Source organism: Streptomyces millisiae (genome assembly GCF_031845425.1).
Taxonomy (GTDB): Bacteria; Actinomycetota; Actinomycetes; order Streptomycetales; family Streptomycetaceae; genus Streptomyces; species Streptomyces millisiae.
This window is the reverse complement of sequence record NZ_JAVREM010000011.1, coordinates 34,908-50,010: the sequence shown is the minus strand read 5'-3', so window position 1 is coordinate 50,010 and position 15,103 is coordinate 34,908. Positions and strand designations below refer to the sequence as shown.

15 protein-coding genes are annotated in these 15,103 nt (G+C 73.3%); 5 read left to right on the top strand and 10 right to left on the bottom strand.

What is annotated here, in order from left to right; all coding sequences use genetic code 11:
- Positions 1-45: 45 nt before the first annotated feature.
- On the bottom strand, positions 46-2,166 hold the full coding sequence (gene uvrB / locus RNC47_RS12235; protein WP_311598179.1) for an excinuclease ABC subunit UvrB: 2,121 nt from the start codon (positions 2,164-2,166) through the stop codon (positions 46-48).
- Positions 2,167-2,349: 183 nt separating this feature from the next.
- On the opposite strand from uvrB, the gene RNC47_RS12230 reads away from it, so the two are divergent.
- Positions 2,350-3,327, top strand: coding sequence for a glycerophosphodiester phosphodiesterase (locus tag RNC47_RS12230; protein WP_311598178.1), 978 nt, complete (start codon positions 2,350-2,352; stop codon positions 3,325-3,327).
- Positions 3,328-3,365: 38 nt separating this feature from the next.
- On the top strand, positions 3,366-3,959 hold the full coding sequence (locus tag RNC47_RS12225; protein WP_311598176.1) for a methylated-DNA--[protein]-cysteine S-methyltransferase: 594 nt from the start codon (positions 3,366-3,368) through the stop codon (positions 3,957-3,959).
- Between the two features lie 118 nt (positions 3,960-4,077).
- Here RNC47_RS12225 and RNC47_RS12220 read toward each other — a convergent pair whose 3' ends face one another.
- From RNC47_RS12220 to RNC47_RS12200, 5 genes are all read right to left on the bottom strand, one after another.
- Positions 4,078-4,800, bottom strand: a complete 723-nt coding sequence (locus RNC47_RS12220) for a M23 family metallopeptidase (RefSeq protein WP_311598174.1) — start codon at positions 4,798-4,800, stop codon at positions 4,078-4,080.
- Between the two features lie 399 nt (positions 4,801-5,199).
- Positions 5,200-5,952, bottom strand: a complete 753-nt coding sequence (locus RNC47_RS12215) for a PIG-L deacetylase family protein (protein ID WP_311598172.1) — start codon at positions 5,950-5,952, stop codon at positions 5,200-5,202.
- Between the two features lie 34 nt (positions 5,953-5,986).
- Positions 5,987-6,442, bottom strand: coding sequence for a type II toxin-antitoxin system PemK/MazF family toxin (locus RNC47_RS12210; protein WP_311598170.1), 456 nt, complete (start codon positions 6,440-6,442; stop codon positions 5,987-5,989).
- A gap of 84 nt (positions 6,443-6,526) precedes the next feature.
- Positions 6,527-7,324 (bottom strand): hypothetical protein, encoded by a 798-nt coding sequence (locus RNC47_RS12205; RefSeq protein WP_311598169.1) that lies wholly within the window; start codon positions 7,322-7,324, stop codon positions 6,527-6,529.
- Positions 7,324-8,610, bottom strand: coding sequence for a VWA domain-containing protein (locus tag RNC47_RS12200; protein ID WP_311598167.1), 1,287 nt, complete (start codon positions 8,608-8,610; stop codon positions 7,324-7,326). Before RNC47_RS12200 ends, RNC47_RS12205 begins: the two co-directional genes overlap by 1 nt.
- A gap of 108 nt (positions 8,611-8,718) precedes the next feature.
- On the opposite strand from RNC47_RS12200, the gene RNC47_RS12195 reads away from it, so the two are divergent.
- Complete coding sequence (locus RNC47_RS12195) at positions 8,719-9,714, top strand: zinc-binding alcohol dehydrogenase family protein (protein ID WP_311598333.1); 996 nt, start codon at positions 8,719-8,721, stop codon at positions 9,712-9,714.
- A gap of 13 nt (positions 9,715-9,727) precedes the next feature.
- Here RNC47_RS12195 and RNC47_RS12190 read toward each other — a convergent pair whose 3' ends face one another.
- A complete protein-coding gene (locus tag RNC47_RS12190) occupies positions 9,728-10,168 on the bottom strand; it encodes a DUF6224 family protein (protein WP_311598166.1) in 441 nt (146 codons plus the stop codon).
- A gap of 111 nt (positions 10,169-10,279) precedes the next feature.
- On the bottom strand, positions 10,280-10,921 hold the full coding sequence (locus RNC47_RS12185) for a nucleoside/nucleotide kinase family protein (RefSeq protein WP_311598164.1): 642 nt from the start codon (positions 10,919-10,921) through the stop codon (positions 10,280-10,282).
- Between the two features lie 28 nt (positions 10,922-10,949).
- On the opposite strand from RNC47_RS12185, the gene RNC47_RS12180 reads away from it, so the two are divergent.
- A complete protein-coding gene (locus RNC47_RS12180) occupies positions 10,950-11,318 on the top strand; it encodes a VOC family protein (RefSeq protein ID WP_311598162.1) in 369 nt (122 codons plus the stop codon).
- A 61-nt stretch (positions 11,319-11,379) separates the two neighbouring features.
- Positions 11,380-11,841, top strand: coding sequence for a hypothetical protein (locus tag RNC47_RS12175; protein ID WP_311598160.1), 462 nt, complete (start codon positions 11,380-11,382; stop codon positions 11,839-11,841).
- On the opposite strand, the gene RNC47_RS12170 is transcribed toward RNC47_RS12175, so the two are convergent.
- Complete coding sequence (locus tag RNC47_RS12170) at positions 11,838-12,206, bottom strand: 6-pyruvoyl trahydropterin synthase family protein (protein WP_311598158.1); 369 nt, start codon at positions 12,204-12,206, stop codon at positions 11,838-11,840. The two genes, RNC47_RS12175 and RNC47_RS12170, sit on opposite strands and share 4 nt — an antisense overlap.
- Before the next feature lie 39 nt (positions 12,207-12,245).
- Positions 12,246-14,936: an AAA family ATPase gene (locus RNC47_RS12165; RefSeq protein WP_311598157.1), complete on the bottom strand. Its 2,691-nt coding sequence runs from the start codon at positions 14,934-14,936 to the stop codon at positions 12,246-12,248.
- Between the last annotated feature and the right edge of the window lie 167 nt (positions 14,937-15,103).

Sequence of the window (15,103 nt, the reverse complement as noted above, 5' to 3'; positions counted from 1 at the left end):
GTGGGGGCCGCCGGCGCGCGGGCGGCCCCCACCCCTCCCCGGGCGCTACTTGAGGCCCACCTCCCGCATCTGGCGCAGCTCCTTCTTGAGGTCGGAGACCTGGTCCCGCAGCCGTGCCGCGATCTCGAACTGGAGCTCGGCGGCGGCCGCCCGCATCCGGGCGGTCAGCTCCTCGATGGTCTCGGCCAGCTCGGCGGCCGGCCGGTCGGTGAGCTCCTTCTCGCCCCTGCCGCCCCTGCCCCCGGCCCGCGAGGCGGCGGGCAGCGGCGCCTTGCCCTTCTTGGCCGCCTCGGACTTCCGGTAGCCGGTGTCGAGCAGCTCCTGGGTGTCCACGTCCTCGCGGGCGATGGTGGCCACGATGTCGTTGATCTTCTTGCGCAGCGGCTGCGGGTCGATGCCGTTGGCCTCGTTGTAGGCGACCTGCTTGGCGCGGCGCCGGTTGGTCTCGTCGATGGCGCGCTCCATGGCCGGCGTCACCCGGTCGGCGTACATGTGGACCTGACCCGACACGTTCCGCGCGGCACGGCCGATGGTCTGGATCAGTGAGGTGCCGGAGCGCAGGAAGCCCTCCTTGTCCGCGTCCAGGATGGCCACCAGCGAGACCTCGGGAAGGTCCAGGCCCTCCCGGAGCAGGTTGATGCCGACCAGCACGTCGTACTCGCCGCTGCGCAGCTCACGCAGCAGCTCGACGCGGCGCAGGGTGTCCACGTCACTGTGCAGGTAGCGGACCCGGATGCCCAGCTCCAGGAAGTAGTCCGTGAGGTCCTCGGCCATCTTCTTGGTCAGCGTGGTGACCAGGACGCGCTCGTCCTTCTCGACCCGGGTGCGGATCTCGTGCACGAGGTCGTCGATCTGGCCCTCCGTGGGCTTCACGACCACCTCGGGGTCGACGAGCCCGGTGGGGCGGATGATCTGCTCGACCACCCCGTCGGCGCGGGAGAGCTCGTAGGCGCCCGGGGTCGCGGACAGGTAGACGGTCTGCCCGACCCGCTCCAGGAACTCCTCCCACTTCAGCGGCCGGTTGTCCATCGCCGAGGGCAGCCGGAAGCCGTGGTCGACCAGGGTGCGCTTGCGCGAGGCGTCCCCCTCGTACATGGCGCCGATCTGCGGGACCGTGTTGTGCGACTCGTCGATGACCAGCAGGAAGTCCTCGGGGAAGTAGTCGAGGAGGGTGTGCGGCGGGGAGCCGGACTCCCGGCCGTCGACGTGCAGCGAGTAGTTCTCGATGCCGGAGCAGGTGCCGATCTGCCGCATCATCTCGATGTCGTAGGTGGTGCGCATGCGCAGCCGCTGGGCCTCCAGCAGCTTGCCCTGCCGCTCCAGGGTGCCGAGGCGGTCGGCCAGCTCCGCCTCGATGCCGGAGATGGCGCGCTCCATCCGCTCGGGCCCCGCCACGTAGTGCGAGGCGGGGAACACGTAGAGGTGGTCGTCCTCCGAGATCACCTCGCCCGTGAGCGGGTGCAGGGTGGACAGCGCCTCGATCTCGTCGCCGAACATCTCGATGCGGACGGCCAGCTCCTCGTAGACCGGGAAGATCTCGATGGTGTCGCCGCGGACCCGGAAGGTGCCCCGGGTGAACGCCAGGTCGTTGCGCGTGTACTGGATGTCCACGAAGCGCCGCAGCAGCGCGTCCCTGTCGATCTCCTGACCGATCTTGAGCGGCACCATCCGGTCCACGTACTCCTGGGGGGTGCCCAGGCCGTAGATGCAGGAGACGGAGGCGACGACGACCACGTCACGCCGGGTGAGCAGCGAGTTCGTCGCGCTGTGCCGGAGCCGCTCGACCTCCTCGTTGATCGAGGAGTCCTTCTCGATGTACGTGTCCGTCTGCGGGACGTACGCCTCGGGCTGGTAGTAGTCGTAGTACGAGACGAAGTACTCCACCGCGTTGTTCGGCAGGAGCTCGCGGAACTCGTTGGCCAGCTGGGCCGCCAGCGTCTTGTTGGGCGCCATGACCAGGGTGGGGCGCTGCAGCCGCTCGATCATCCACGCCGTGGTGGCCGACTTGCCGGTGCCGGTGGCGCCGAGCAGGACGACGTCCTTCTCCCCCCCGCTCACGCGCTTCTCCAGCTCGGAGATGGCCGAAGGCTGGTCGCCGCTTGGCTGATAAGGGCTGACGACCTCGAAGGGCGCCACCGTACGTTCGATGTGAGAAACGGGCCGCATGGCACCAACCGTACGACCAGGCACTGACAACGCGGGCGGGCTGACCGGTCGTCCCCCCGGGTTCAACTCTCGGTAACCGTCGTTCTCCCTCCTCGTTTCCAGGAACGGGGAGGCTCCCCGCGTCCCACCCCGCCCGGGTGCACGGCGTCGCCCGGGTTTCGCCCCGAAGTCAGGAGTCCCCCCATGCCGAAGTTGCGTAAGCCCACCCCGAAGGGGCGGATCAGCGTGCTCGTCACGGTCGGCGCGCTCGCGCTCCTCGTCCCCGGCGGGGCACTCGCGGTGTCGGCGTCCTCGCTGGCCGCCGAGTCGCCCGAGTCCGTGCCCGCCACCGAGGCGTCGGCGGCGTCCGCGGCCGTGGTCGCGGAGGGCGCGGCGGCCGACCACGAGCGGGGCCCGCGGCTCGTGGCGCACCGGGGGGCCTCCGGGTACGCGCCGGAGAACACCCTGGCCGCGGCGGACGTGGCCCACGAGCTGGACACCGAGTGGGTCGAGACCGACGTGCAGCAGACCGCGGACGGCGAGCTGGTGCTGCTGCACGACACCACGCTCAGCCGCACCACCGACGTCGAGGAGGTCTTCCCGGACCGCGCCCCGTGGAACGTCTCGGACTTCACGGCCGAGGAGATCGCCCAGCTGGACGCCGGCAGCTGGTTCGGCCCCGAGTTCGCCGGTGAGCCGGTGCCCACGCTGGGCGACTACCTGGACCTGCTCGAGGAGAACGGGCAGAGCCTGCTGCTCGAGATCAAGTCCCCGGAGCTCTACCCGGGCATCGAGGAGGACATCGTCGCCGAGCTGCGGGAGGAGGGGTGGCTGCGCGGCCGTCCCGGCGACCGCCTCGTGGTGCAGAGCTTCAACGCCGACTCGGTGCGCACCGTGCACGAGCTCGTGCCCCGGGTGGTCACCGGCTTCCTCGGCACCCCGGCGCTGGCCGACGTGCCCGAGTACGCCGAGTTCGTCGACCAGATCAACCCGCGGTACCGGGACCTGACCGCCGAGTACGTGGCGGGCATCCAGGCCGTCCGTGGCGCGCACGGCAGGCCGCTCGAGGTGTACTCCTGGACGATCAACGACGCGGCCACGGCGACCACGGTCGCCGGACTCGGGGTGGACGGGATCATCACCGACTTCCCGGACCGGGTCAGGGCGGGCCTGGGCGACTGAGCGCCCGACTGTCAGTGGGGCGGCCTAGGCTGCCCCACATGAGTCGTGACACGCGCGAGGGGCCCGCGGGGCCCGAGCCGGACCCCCGGCCCACCTGCGCCTGGTCGGTGCGGGAGACGCCCATCGGGCCCCTGCTGCTCGCCGCCACGGAGCGCGGCCTGGTGCTCGTGGTCTTCCACGCGGACGACCGCGCGGCCAGGCGGGCGCTCGCCCGTCTGGAGGGGGCCCTGGGGCGTCGCCCGGTGCCGGCGGCGGAGGAGCCGGTGGCCGGCCCGCTGGTCGAGGGAGCGTGGGCCGAGCTCGACGCGTACTTCGCGGGGCGGCTGCGGTCCTTCGACACGGCTCTCGACTGGTCGCTCGCGCCCGGCTTCACCGGGCAGGTGCTCCGGGAGCTCGCGGCCTCGGTGCCGTTCGGCGGCGTCGTCGGGTACGGCGAGCTGGCCGACCGGGTCGGCGATCCGGGCGCGGCGCGTGCGGTGGGCGCCGCGATGGGGGCGAATCCGCTGCCGGTGATCGTGCCCTGTCACCGGGTGCTGGCGGCGGACGGCGGGATAGGCGGCTTCGGCGGCGGCCTGGAGACCAAGCGGGCGCTGCTCGCGCTCGAGGGGGTGCTCCCGGCGCCGCTGTTCTGAGCGGGGGCCGCAGGCGGCGGAGCCGCGGCCGCGCGGCCCCGTCACACCGCGCTGACCCCCCGGGCCTACGGGGGGCCGGGGGGTCAGCGCGTGGTTGGACGGTGGTTCGTCGCTGGGCTCAGATGTCCAGGTCGTGCTTCTTGAGGAAGGCGACGGGGTCGACGGCCGAGCCGTAGTTCGCCGTGCTCCGCACCTCGAAGTGCAGGTGCGGGCCGCTCGAGTTTCCGGTGTTGCCGGACTCGGCGATGAGGTCGCCGGTGGACACCCGCTCACCCACCCGGACCTCGATCTTCGAGAGGTGGGCGTACTGGGTGTAGACGCCGTCGGAGTGCTTGATCACGACGGCGTTGCCGTAGGCGGGGCCGTCGCCGGCGCCGTTTCCGCCGGCCTTGACGACGGTGCCGTCGTGCACGGCGTGGACGTCGGTGCCGACCGGCACCGCGAAGTCCTGGCCGCTGTGCTTGTGGGCCCAGCGGTCACCGCTGTTGCCGAACGTGGCGGTCAGCGAGTAGTCGTCGGATATCGGCGACACCCAGGTCTTCTCCGCCTTCTCCTTGGCGGCGGCCTGCGCGGCGGCCTGCGCGGCCTCCTCGGCCTTCGCCTTGGCGGCGGCCTGGGCCTCGGCGGCCTTGGCGGCCGTCTGCTGGGCGTGCGCCTGGCTCTGCGTCGTGTCGGCCAGCTGGCTGGCGGTGTGCGAGGCGAATACGTCGGCGTGGCCGCCCTCGGCCGCCGCCACGCCCGTCAGCGCCACGGAACCGCACACGGCGGCCGTCACGACGGCGGCGACTCGCTTGCGGACACCGAAGATCTTGCGGGGCTGGTTCGCGGTGGTGTTCGGCATGGGGGACCTACCTCTGCGATTCGGGGGACATTCCGGCCAGACCCGAGCGAGAAGCATCAAATCAGCCGGTCGAATCTCATTGATAACGACCGGTTTGCCCGTTTTCAAGGACCGTTGTTACTAGACGACCGCGTAGTGAAAACGAGGGAGGAAAGTCCCTCCACACCCCTCCGTCGAGGGCCCCCACCCCGGAAGAAACGGGCCGGGGCGATCCGCCCCGGCCCGACTGAAGCCCCTCTGACCTGCGATGTCACCCCGGGGGCCGGCAGGCACCCGAGCCCTCTGCCGTTCTGCCCGGACCCCCGGGCCAAAAGTCCCGGGCCTCTTGTCACATTTCCCTTCTATCGCTTTTCGTAGCTCGTCTAGAGGCTGTGACGAGGGCCACCGGAAGGCCACCGATCAGCGCGGGAAAACCTCGAATCCGACGCAGGGAACGCCGCCGAACCGCTCCGCCACGACCGCCGCCGCCTGGCGGTGGAGATCCCTGGCGTACTCCTCGGCCGCCAGGTCGCTGAGCGCCGCGATGTACGCGCGATGCTCCGCGAGCGAGGCGACCGCACGCTCCAGGGCCGCCTCCCCCACCGCCTGGGCGTGGGTCGGCTCGGGCGAGCCGGCCACGGCGACCCAGCGCACCCCGCCCCAGGGTTGGAGACCGCCCTCCCCCAGCTGCTCCCGGAAGATCCACCGGTTGCCGGCGTCCCCGGCCGCGTCCAGCACGGCCCGGCCCACGATCCGGTGGTCGGGCGTGTTCCAGGCCCGGCCGCCCCAGGTCTCCCGGTGGTTGATGGTGATCAGCAGCTCGGGTCGATGGCGCCGGATGGCCGCGGCCAGGTCGGCCCGCAGCGCGGGGCCCTCCTCGATCACCCCGTCCGGGTGATCGAGGAACTCCACCTCGCGCACGCCCACCGCCGCGGCGCTGGCGAGCTGCTCGCCCTGCCTGATCCGCGCGGACTCCGCCGGGTCGATCCCGTCGATCCCCGCCTCACCCCGGGTGACCAGCACATAGGCCACCTCCTTGCCCGCCGCGGTCCACTCGGCGACGGCTCCGGCCGTCCCGTACTCCACGTCGTCGGGGTGGGCGACGATCGCCAGCGCCCGCCGCCAGTCCACGGGCATGGGTTCCAGGGGCACGATGTCGGACGGGTGGGGCATGGTCCTCGACTTCTCCGCTTCTCGCCGATCGGGTTCAGCGCCAGCCGTGGCGCAGCTGAAGGTTGTGGACGACCTGCTGGAACCTGGCCCGGTCCAGGGCGCACGCCTCGCGCCGCATCCCGTCCGGGTGCACCCGGAGCACCCGGTCCAGGTGCACCCAGGACTCCCGCCCCGAGCGGTCCCAGGGCCCCGACCCGAGCGGCATCCACTCGCGGTCGTGGTCCCGGTCCTGGCTGGAGAGCTGGACGGCGAGCAGGGTCTCGGCGGCCTGCTCGCGGGCTACCACGAGCACCGGCCGGTCCTTCCCGCGCCCGTCGTTCTCCTCGTAGGGCACCCAGGTCCACACGATCTCCCCCGGGTCGGGGTCGCCGTCCGGCTCCGGCGCGTAGGTGGTGCGCACCGCGCCCACGGCGCGGGGCTCCACCTCGACCGTCGCACCTGGGCCACTCCGGCCGGGGATCTCGTCTATGCCGATCTCACTGCGATCCATGCGCACACGCTATCGCCGGCGACGATCACTCCACCCCAGGGGGACGACGCCGGCGTCGCCGTCGTCCCCCTCTGTCCCGGCCCGTCAGCCGGCGCCGCCGCGACGGGGGCGGGCCAGCAGGTAGCCGCCGGCGCAGGCCAGGGCGCCGAGCACCCCGCCGCCCGCCGTCCACAGCCAGCGGGGGGTCCACCAGCCGCCGCTCCAGCCGCCCTCGGGCTCGGGAAGAGCCGCCAGGTAGGGCTCCGCCCGGTCCTCGTCCGCCTCGTCCTCGGTGCCGTCACCGGTGGCGAGCACCCCGGCCGTGCCGACCGGCAGCAGCGGGGTGGCCAGCTCGCCGCCCCGGTCCGCCGAGCCGCCCGCGTCCTCCACCGCCGTCCTGACCTCGACGTCGATCGGCTGCCCGAGGTCGCGCTCCGGGAGCTCGGCCACCGTCACCCGCAGGTAGTAGGCGCCGGGCAGCGGGTCGTCGGACCAGGGCTCGGCCCAGCTCCGCACGGTGCGGATGGTGCAGCTGAGCGTCACCGAGCCGGCGTCCTCGGCGGCCGTGGCCAGCTGCTCGCCCCCGGTGCACGCCTGCCGTCGGCGCAGCCCGTCGTAGACGTCCACCCGCCAGGTCGAGGGGCCGCTGCGGGCCGCCGGGTCCGGCAGGGTGACGGTGGCCTCGGCGGTGGCCGTCTGGCCCGCCGCGACCGGGAACATCCAGTACAGGTAGTCGCCGGTCGAGGCCATGGCCCCGCCCTGCTGCCCCTGGTCGAGGACGGTGGCGGTCCTGAAGTTGGTGCCCGCCTCGGCCGGTATCTCCACGTCCTCCGCGCCGGCCGGCCCGGTCCCGGCAAGCAGCACGGCCGCGGTCAGCAGCGAAAGTCGCAGTGCCCTGCCCATCAGGCCCTCCCCACAGCGGTTCCCATACGGACCCACAGGCCCCACACCAGGCCGACGAGCAGTCCGACGACCGTCAGCAGCACCAGCGGCACCCAGCCCCTGGCCAGTCCGAAGGCGGCGACGTCCGACGGCTCGTCGGCCGCCGACACCACGTCGACGGTCAGCTCGACGGGCAGTCCCGGGGTGCGCTCGACGGCGTCGGGCGCCGAGAACGAGCTGCCGACCTCCAGGCAGACGACGCGCCGCTCCTGGTCGTCACCGTCCTCGCCGTCCACCTCGGGCAGCGGATAGCGCAGCCCGGTGGAGATCACGTCGGTGCGGCCGCTGCCCGCCCCGGTGCCGCGCACGAGCTCCTGGCCGTCCTCGTCGAGCGCGCGCAGCAGCACGCCGTAGTCCGGGTCGACCGGGCGGTCGGCGGCGACGCTCACGGAGGCGCGCAGCTCCTGACCCGCCGCCAGCGGCACCTGGTAGAAGCGGTGCTGGCCGAACTCCTCACGGTCGGCGTAGACGCCGACGCCCAGGCGCGGCGCGTCCTGGCACCGCTCGGCGCCGGTCACCGCGGTGGGGTTCTCGACCGGCAGTTCGGCGCGGCCCACCAACTGGTTGAGCCGTTCGGCCAGTCGGTCGGTGTCCTGGACGGCCGTGTAGGTGCCGCCGGTGGCCTCGGCTATGCAGCTCAGCTGCTCGCGCACCGCGTCGTCCAGCGTCAGGCCGAGGGTGTCCACCACCAGGTTGGTGCCGCTGGCGGCCAGTTCGCGGGCGACCACGCACGGGTCTGGCTCGCCGCAGGAGTCCTCGCCGTCGGTGATCAGCACGATCCTCCGGGTCCCTGGCTCGTCGCCGAGGTCCTCGTTGGCGCCGCGCAGCGCGAGGCCGATCGGGGTGAAGCCGGTGGTGGGCCGCAGGGTGGCGACCGCGGTCCTGGCCTCGGTCCTGTCCACCGGACCCACCGGGTAGAGCTGTTCGCTGTCCCGGCAGCCGGCCTCGCGGTCGTCCCCGGGGTTGCCGGCGCCCAGCGTCCTGATGCCGAGGTGCACCTCGGCGGGGACGGCGTCGATGACCTCGTTGAACGCCTGCTGGGCGGCGGCGATGCGGGACTCGCCCCCGCTCATGTCGCGCTCCCGCATGGAGCCGCTCACGTCGAGGACCAGCTCGACCCGCGGCGGTGGCCCCTCCTCGGCCTCGGGCTCGGACTGATCGGCGACCGCACTCGTCGTCAGGGCGCCCGTCGTCAGGACGGCGAACAGGGCGCTGAGGGCCGCCGCCGACCATCGTCTTATGATCATCTTCGGATCCTATTGATCCGTGGCCCGCTCTCCCAAAACGCCGTCAGCTCGCCCCGCGCCGGTACCTTGTGCGGCATGGACGAGAACGTGGGCGCGATCCCCACGACCATGCGCGCCTGGGTGGTGCGCACCCCCGGCCGCCTCGACGCGGTGGAGCTGCCGGTGCCGACGCCGGCCGCCGACGAGCTGCTGGTCCGCGTGCGCACCTGCGGCGTGTGCCGCACCGACCTGCACGTCCGCGACGGGGACCTCCCGCCGCACCGGTCCCCCGTCGTACCGGGACACGAGGTCGTCGGCGAGGTCGTGGCCGCGGGCCCGGACGCGGTGGGACACCCCGTGGGCTCCCGGGTCGGCGTGCCGTGGCTGCGCCGCACGTGCGGCACCTGCCGCTACTGCCGGCGCGGCCAGGAGAACCTGTGCCCCTCCTCGCGCTACACCGGCTGGGACGCGGACGGCGGCTACGCCGAGTACCTGACCGTGCCGGCGGCCTACGCCTACGAACTGCCCGACGGCTACTCGGACCAGGAGCTCGCCCCGCTGCTGTGCGCCGGCATCATCGGCTACCGGGCGCTGCGCCGGGCCGAGTTGCCGCCCGGCGGCCGGCTCGGTATCTACGGCTTCGGCGGCTCGGCCCATCTCACGGCGCAGGTGGCCCTCGCCGAGGGCGCCACCGTGCACGTGTTCACCCGGGCCCCGGCCGCCCGCGCCCTGGCCCTCGAACTCGGCGCGGCCTCGGCCGCCGACTCCTACGCCGAGCCGCCCGAACCGCTGGACGCCGCCATCCTCTTCGCGCCGGTCGGCGATCTGGTGCCGGTGGCGCTGACCGCGCTGGACAGCGGCGGCACCCTGAGCGTCGCGGGCATCTACCTCTCGGCCGTCCCGTCACTGGACTACGAGCGCCACCTGTTCCGGGAGCGGACGCTGCGCAGCGTGACGGCCAACACCCGTGACGACGGGCGGGAGTTCCTGGCGACGGCGGCCGCACACCCGATCAGGACGACGGTGGTGCCCTATCCCTTCGAGGAGGCGGACCGGGCGCTCGACGACCTCGCGGCCGACCGGGTCAACGGGGCGGCGGTCCTCACCATGCCCGCCGCGGGCTGACGCGGACTCACCCTCAGAACTCCGCCGAGCGCAGCGTGCGTTCGCGAACCGAGTCGAGGAAGCCCGGCACGTCCTCCATCCTCGTCCCCGTGCACTGCACGATCAGGTCCATCACGTCCCCGGCGGAGAGGGCGCCCACCACGGGATGCACATGGGCCAGTTCGACCCGCTCCTCCATCCGCTTCAGCACGTGGATGGCGAGGTTGAGCTCGGGCACGTGGCTGGTGTGCCCGAAGTCCAGGTTCTTCCTGATCACCCACATCTCCGGGATGATCTGGCCGAAGACGATGATGTGCGCGAGGGCGAACATCGCCCGGGCACACTGCCGGGCGCTCTCCTCCGACTCGTCCTGCAGCGCCCGCACGGCCTCCTCGTCCTCCGCGAGGTGCGCCTGGATCAGCGCCACCGCGTGCAGCACCTCGTCCTTGGTGTACGGTCTCACTTCGCCGTTCATCCGCCGCCCCCTGCTCACCGTCCGCCTATCGAGCGAGTACCCAGTGTGGCAGGTTCGGGACCGGCTGGAGCCGGTTCGCCCCACTTCAGCAGCCCCAGGAGTCGATTCCGGTCACACCGTCCTGGCGCCCCAGGCGGGCCGGTGCGGATCGTCGGCCCTGACCACGACGTCGGCCGCCTCGGCCGGCCGCACCTCCGCCTCGTACCGGTCGAAGGCGGGCAGCGTCCACCGCAGTCCCTCGGCGGTCCTGCGGGCGAGCGCGCCGGGGCTCAGGGCGAGGTGCACGGCCAGGTCGGCCGGAAACCACTGCCCGAGCAGGAACGCGCCGTGGAGCAGCAGCACTCCGCCGGGCGGCAGCGTCACGTAGTCGCTGCGCGTGGCGCGATCGCGCTCCGCGTCCCACAGGTCGGGCAGCACCCGGCCGGTGCCGTCCGGATCGAGCGGCGTCAGGACCTCGCGCCACAACGCGCCGGTGTCCAGCCACCGTTCGTAGTACGCGTCCGGGTCCTGGCGGCCGAACTCGAAGCGCAACGACGCGGGGCGCAGGAAGCCGGCCGCGCCCACCACGAGCGCCGCCCGCCCGCGCACCCGCAGCTCGCGCGCCACCTCGCCCGCCAGCGCCCCCGGTTCGGCCGCCGGCGCGCCGTCCACCAGCACGCGCCGCCACGGGCCGCCGTCGCCGTCCCGCGCCTCGTCGACACGCGCCGCGAGCTCGCCGGCCAACCGTTCCCAGGTGATCGCCGAAAGGCGCATGTCAGTGGCTCCTCCTACTATCGACCGCATGGTGGGTATCGGAACGATTGTGCTGGGTGTGGCGGACGTCCGGCGGGCGGTGGCCTTCTGGAGCGAGGCCCTCGGCTATGTGCCGAGGGACGAGGTCGAGGACGACTGGGCGGTGCTGGTGCCGCCGGACCGCTCGGGGCCCGGGATAGCGCTCGGCCTGAGCGAGACCCCGCCGCAGCGGCACCCCCGGGTCCACCTCGACCTGTACGCGGCCGACGCGGCGGACCAGGCGGCCGAGGTGGAGCGGCTGGTCGCGCTGGGTGCCGAGCGGGTGGACTGGGATCTCTACCCGGAGGACCCGGACTTCGTGGTCCTCGCCGACACCGAGGGCAACAGGTTCTGCGTGATCGACACGAGCCACCCGTAGCGGGGTCACCGCGGGTCGAGGCGTCCTTCCCTCCGCGTCCCGGCGGTCGCACGATAGAGCAATGGACAAGGAGACCGGCCGGGCGCGGCTCGAGTTGTACGTGGAGGCGCTGCGCGCCCGGATGCCCGCCAGTCAGTTCATCCTGCTGATGCGCGCCTTCAACGCCTGGCTGACGGGCGGGGGCGGCATGATGCGGCTGCACCTGGAGTCCGACGAGCAGGAGCTGTTCACGCCCGAGGTGCAGAGCGAGATGCTGACCCTGATGGGCCTGGTCGGCGCGCTCTCCCCGGGCCACGAGGACCGGGCCGACCACGTGGTGGTGGAGCTGGGCGACGGCGAGCACGTCAAGGGCGCCAGGTCGCTGGTGCCGCGGGAGGTCGCGGACGATCCCGAGCGGCTGGCCGAGATGCGCCGCCGGCTGGACGAGGGCGAGCGCCTCCGCAGGGAGCAGCGGGACAGCGACAGCCTGGAGGTCGACGCGATCGCGCGCGCCAGCGGGATGCTGCCCGAGGGCGAGGCCTAGCCCGGTCGGTAGTGGGCCCAGGTCTTGGGGGTCTCGGAGACGCTCACGGTCGTGAGCTCGGGGATCCGGTCGCGCCACATGTCGAAGATCCACTTGGCGAGCAGTTCGGCCGAGGGCGGCAGGTCCGGACCCAGCGCGTCGTTGAGGTGCCGGTGGTCGAGCGTGTCGTCGAGCCACTTCTTGAAGTCGTCGAGGTCCCGGTAGTCGCGGACGAAACCCGTCGCGGAGAGCTGGTCGGCCCGGGCGGAGAGTTCGAGCACGACCACGTAGTTGTGTCCGTGCATGCGGGCGCAGGGATGCCACGAGGGCAGCCGGTCGAGGACATGGCTGGCCGAGAAGTGGAATTCCTTGGTGATCGTGAACATGCCGATCCCCGCTTCCTGCTCTCGTCGCACTGTAGCCCGTCAGTCCCCGGCCGTCCCCTCCAGGATCCAGCGGTTCAGCGGCACCTCCATCAGGAAGCGCCGCCGCCGCTCCGCGTCGCCGATGCTGTCCGCCTTCCGGCGGACCTCCGCCCCGGCCCGCCGGAGCAGCGCCTCGGCCTCGGCCTCCCCGCCCGCGGCCCGGATCGCCCGGGCGGCGTGCCACAGCACCTCCTCGGTGCGCAGCGCCGGCTTGTCGCCCTCCCGGTCCAGGATCGCCAGGGCCTCCCACGCCACCGCGGCCGCCTCGTCGACGGCGCCGCGCAGCAGCAGCACCCGGGATCGCAGCACATGGGCGGCGATGGTGCTGCGCGTCATCCCGCTGCGCTCGGTCTCCGCGCAGGTCGCCAGCGCGAGACGCTCCGCCTGGTCGAGGTCGCCGGGCCCGGCCGCCGTCTCCAGCACCACCTCGGCGTAGAGGTTGCGCACGATCGGCACCAGGTTGGCCAGCCAGGTGCGCTCGGTCTCCAGCCAGCCCGCCTCGGCCAGCTCCCGTGCCGCCTCGCGGCTGGCGCCACGCCGGGCCAGGACGGTGGCGAGCAGCGCCGTGTTGTACGCGTGCCAGCCGCTCTCGCCGCCGCGGGCCTCCTCGAAGCTCCTGGCCTCGGTGAGCGCCGCCTCGGCCGCCCCGTCCTCGCCCAGGGCGATGAGCAGCTGGGCCAGGTAGTTGAGGGCGATCGGCAGCTCGGCGCGAAGCTTCTCGGAGCGCAGCCGCTCCACGCAACGGGTCAGCCGGGCGTGGGCCTCGCCGAAGCGGCCGGCGTCGAAGAGGTTGACGCCGAGCTGCATCTGGTTGAGGTTGCGGGCGTGCTGGAGCACCGGGTCGTCCCTGCGGCCCAGGCTCGGCTCGGCCGCGTACATCTCCTCGGCCCGACGCAGCACCTCGATGCCGGCGTGCAGGTCGCTCTTCGGCAGCTGCCGCCCGTACTCGACCAGCGTCACGAAGAGCGTGACCGGGTCGCCGCCGCGCTCCGCGAGCTCCACGGCCTCCCGCAGCTTGGCCAGCGAAGGGTCGAGGCCCTGGGTGGCCATGAGGGTCTTGCCGCGCTGCAGGGCGGTGCGGGCCAGCAGCCGCGGATCGGCGAGCCGGCGGGCCGCGGCCTCCGCCTCGGCGGCGAGCGCGTCGATGTCGGGCACGCCGGCGTGCGGTCCCTGGCCACGCCAGCGCACCTCCGTCAGGCTCAGCAGCAGCTCGGCCGCCTCCGCGAGACGCCGGTCCCGGGCGCCGCCGTCCGGCCGCAGCCGCCGGGCGGCCTCGATGGCCTCGGTGCAGTAGCGCTCGGCGTCGGAGAAGGACAGCCCCTCCACGGCCGCCTCCCTGGCCAGGCCCAGGTGGACGTCCGCCGAGTCGGCCAGGCAGCCGGGGCCGCCCTGGCGCAGTTGCGCGGCGAGGTCGAGCCGCAGGGCCCACGGCGGTCCGTCCGCCCCGGCCTGCGGCGCGAGCTCCGTCAGCACCCGCGCGAGGTCCGCGTGTCGGCGCATCCGCTGGGCCGCCGTCAGCTCGGCGTAGATCCCCTCCCGCAGCGCGGCGTGCTCGAACTCGTAGAGGTCGGAGCCGAGCCAGAGCAGCCACTCGGGCCGGTCGGCCCGCTCCCTGACGAGGCCGTGGTCGCGCGCCGTCCTGCGCAGCAGCTCGACCGCCTCGTCATGCGGCACCCCGGTGGCCTCGGCGACGGCCCGGGAGAGGAACGACTGTCCCTGGGCCGCACCGCTGAGCAGCAGCTCGCGCACCGGCTCGGCGAGACGGTAGAAGCGGCGGCTGATCGCGATCGGCAACTCGGCGGGCAGCGCGTCCTGTTGTCCGAGGCCGGTGGCGCGCACCAGGCGCAGGCACTGCTCGACGAAGATCGGGTGTCCGCCCGTCGCGCTGCTCAGCCGGGCGGACAGGGTGGTCGAGCCGGCGCCCGGCACCCGCAGCCGCACCAGCTCGGCGACGGCGTCCGCCGGCAGCCCGGCCAGCGGCTCGCGCTCCAGGCGGTCGGCGAACTCCCACCGTTCCAGGAGCTCGGCGACGGCCGGCGCGTTGCCGCCGACCATCCCGTCCCTGGTGCGGTGGCCGAGCACCAGGCTGAGCGGCTGGTCCGGCAGGCCGGCGACCAGCCGGTCGAGGACCTGAAGGCTCGTTAAGTCGATGAACTGCACGTCGTCGACGACGATCACCACCGGCTTCCCCGCCCCGGCCTGGGCCAGCAGCTCTCCGGCGACCTGCGCGGCGATCGCCTCCTGCTGCGGCTGCAGGCTGTCCCCCGGCAGGGATCCGGTGCGCAGGGCGGCCTCGGTGACCTCCCGCCCCACCGTCATCAGGGGTTCGAGCCCGGGCACGACCATGCCGAGCAGCTGGGGGACGGACCGGAAGGCGGCCGAGCCGAGGCGCCGCCAGACGCCCTCGACCTCGGCCGGCGGCCGCAGCGCGAGCAGCGCCTCGAGCGCCATCAGGAACGAGGTGTCGGGGCCGCCCTCGGGGTCGCACCGCACGGAGACGATCCGGCAGCGAGCGTCGAGCTCCGGATCCTCCTCGACCTGCCGGACGAACGCGGCGAGCAGCGCCGACTTGCCCATCCCCGAGCCGCCCTCGACGGCGAGCACCCGCCCCCGGCCGGCGGCGAGGTCGCGCACCACCCCGGAGAGTCTGCTCATCGAGTCGACTCGATCGACAAAGGCGGCCGGCACCATCGTCCTCCCCCATCTCGCCAACGGCGGATCGATGTCGGTGAGCGCACGTTGATCACCGGGGATCACCTTAGACGAACCCGCCCCCAGGCCACAGGGAACCCACGCCCGCCCGGCCAGCACGCACCGCCGCCAATGCCCCCGTTCGTCCGCCTTGTCACGGTAAGCTC

Bases quoted from the DNA above. Each gene is read 5' to 3' on its own strand.
- RNC47_RS12220 (WP_311598174.1), bottom strand. From the start codon at position 4,800: ATGCCGAACACCACCGCGAACCAGCCCCGCAAGATCTTCGGTGTCCGC.
- RNC47_RS12175 (WP_311598160.1), top strand. From the start codon at position 11,380: ATGGACAAGGAGACCGGCCGGGCGCGGCTCGAGTTGTACGTGGAGGCG.
- RNC47_RS12180 (WP_311598162.1), top strand. From the start codon at position 10,950: ATGGTGGGTATCGGAACGATTGTGCTGGGTGTGGCGGACGTCCGGCGG.
- RNC47_RS12205 (WP_311598169.1), bottom strand. From the start codon at position 7,324: ATGGGCAGGGCACTGCGACTTTCGCTGCTGACCGCGGCCGTGCTGCTT.
- RNC47_RS12210 (WP_311598170.1), bottom strand. From the start codon at position 6,442: ATGGATCGCAGTGAGATCGGCATAGACGAGATCCCCGGCCGGAGTGGC.
- uvrB (WP_311598179.1), bottom strand. From the start codon at position 2,166: ATGCGGCCCGTTTCTCACATCGAACGTACGGTGGCGCCCTTCGAGGTC.
- RNC47_RS12190 (WP_311598166.1), bottom strand. From the start codon at position 10,168: ATGAACGGCGAAGTGAGACCGTACACCAAGGACGAGGTGCTGCACGCG.
- RNC47_RS12195 (WP_311598333.1), top strand. From the start codon at position 8,719: ATGCGCGCCTGGGTGGTGCGCACCCCCGGCCGCCTCGACGCGGTGGAG.
- RNC47_RS12165 (WP_311598157.1), bottom strand. From the start codon at position 14,936: ATGGTGCCGGCCGCCTTTGTCGATCGAGTCGACTCGATGAGCAGACTC.
- RNC47_RS12185 (WP_311598164.1), bottom strand. From the start codon at position 10,921: ATGCGCCTTTCGGCGATCACCTGGGAACGGTTGGCCGGCGAGCTCGCG.
- RNC47_RS12225 (WP_311598176.1), top strand. From the start codon at position 3,366: ATGAGTCGTGACACGCGCGAGGGGCCCGCGGGGCCCGAGCCGGACCCC.
- RNC47_RS12230 (WP_311598178.1), top strand. From the start codon at position 2,350: ATGCCGAAGTTGCGTAAGCCCACCCCGAAGGGGCGGATCAGCGTGCTC.
- RNC47_RS12170 (WP_311598158.1), bottom strand. From the start codon at position 12,206: ATGTTCACGATCACCAAGGAATTCCACTTCTCGGCCAGCCATGTCCTC.
- RNC47_RS12215 (WP_311598172.1), bottom strand. From the start codon at position 5,952: ATGCCCCACCCGTCCGACATCGTGCCCCTGGAACCCATGCCCGTGGAC.
- RNC47_RS12200 (WP_311598167.1), bottom strand. From the start codon at position 8,610: ATGATCATAAGACGATGGTCGGCGGCGGCCCTCAGCGCCCTGTTCGCC.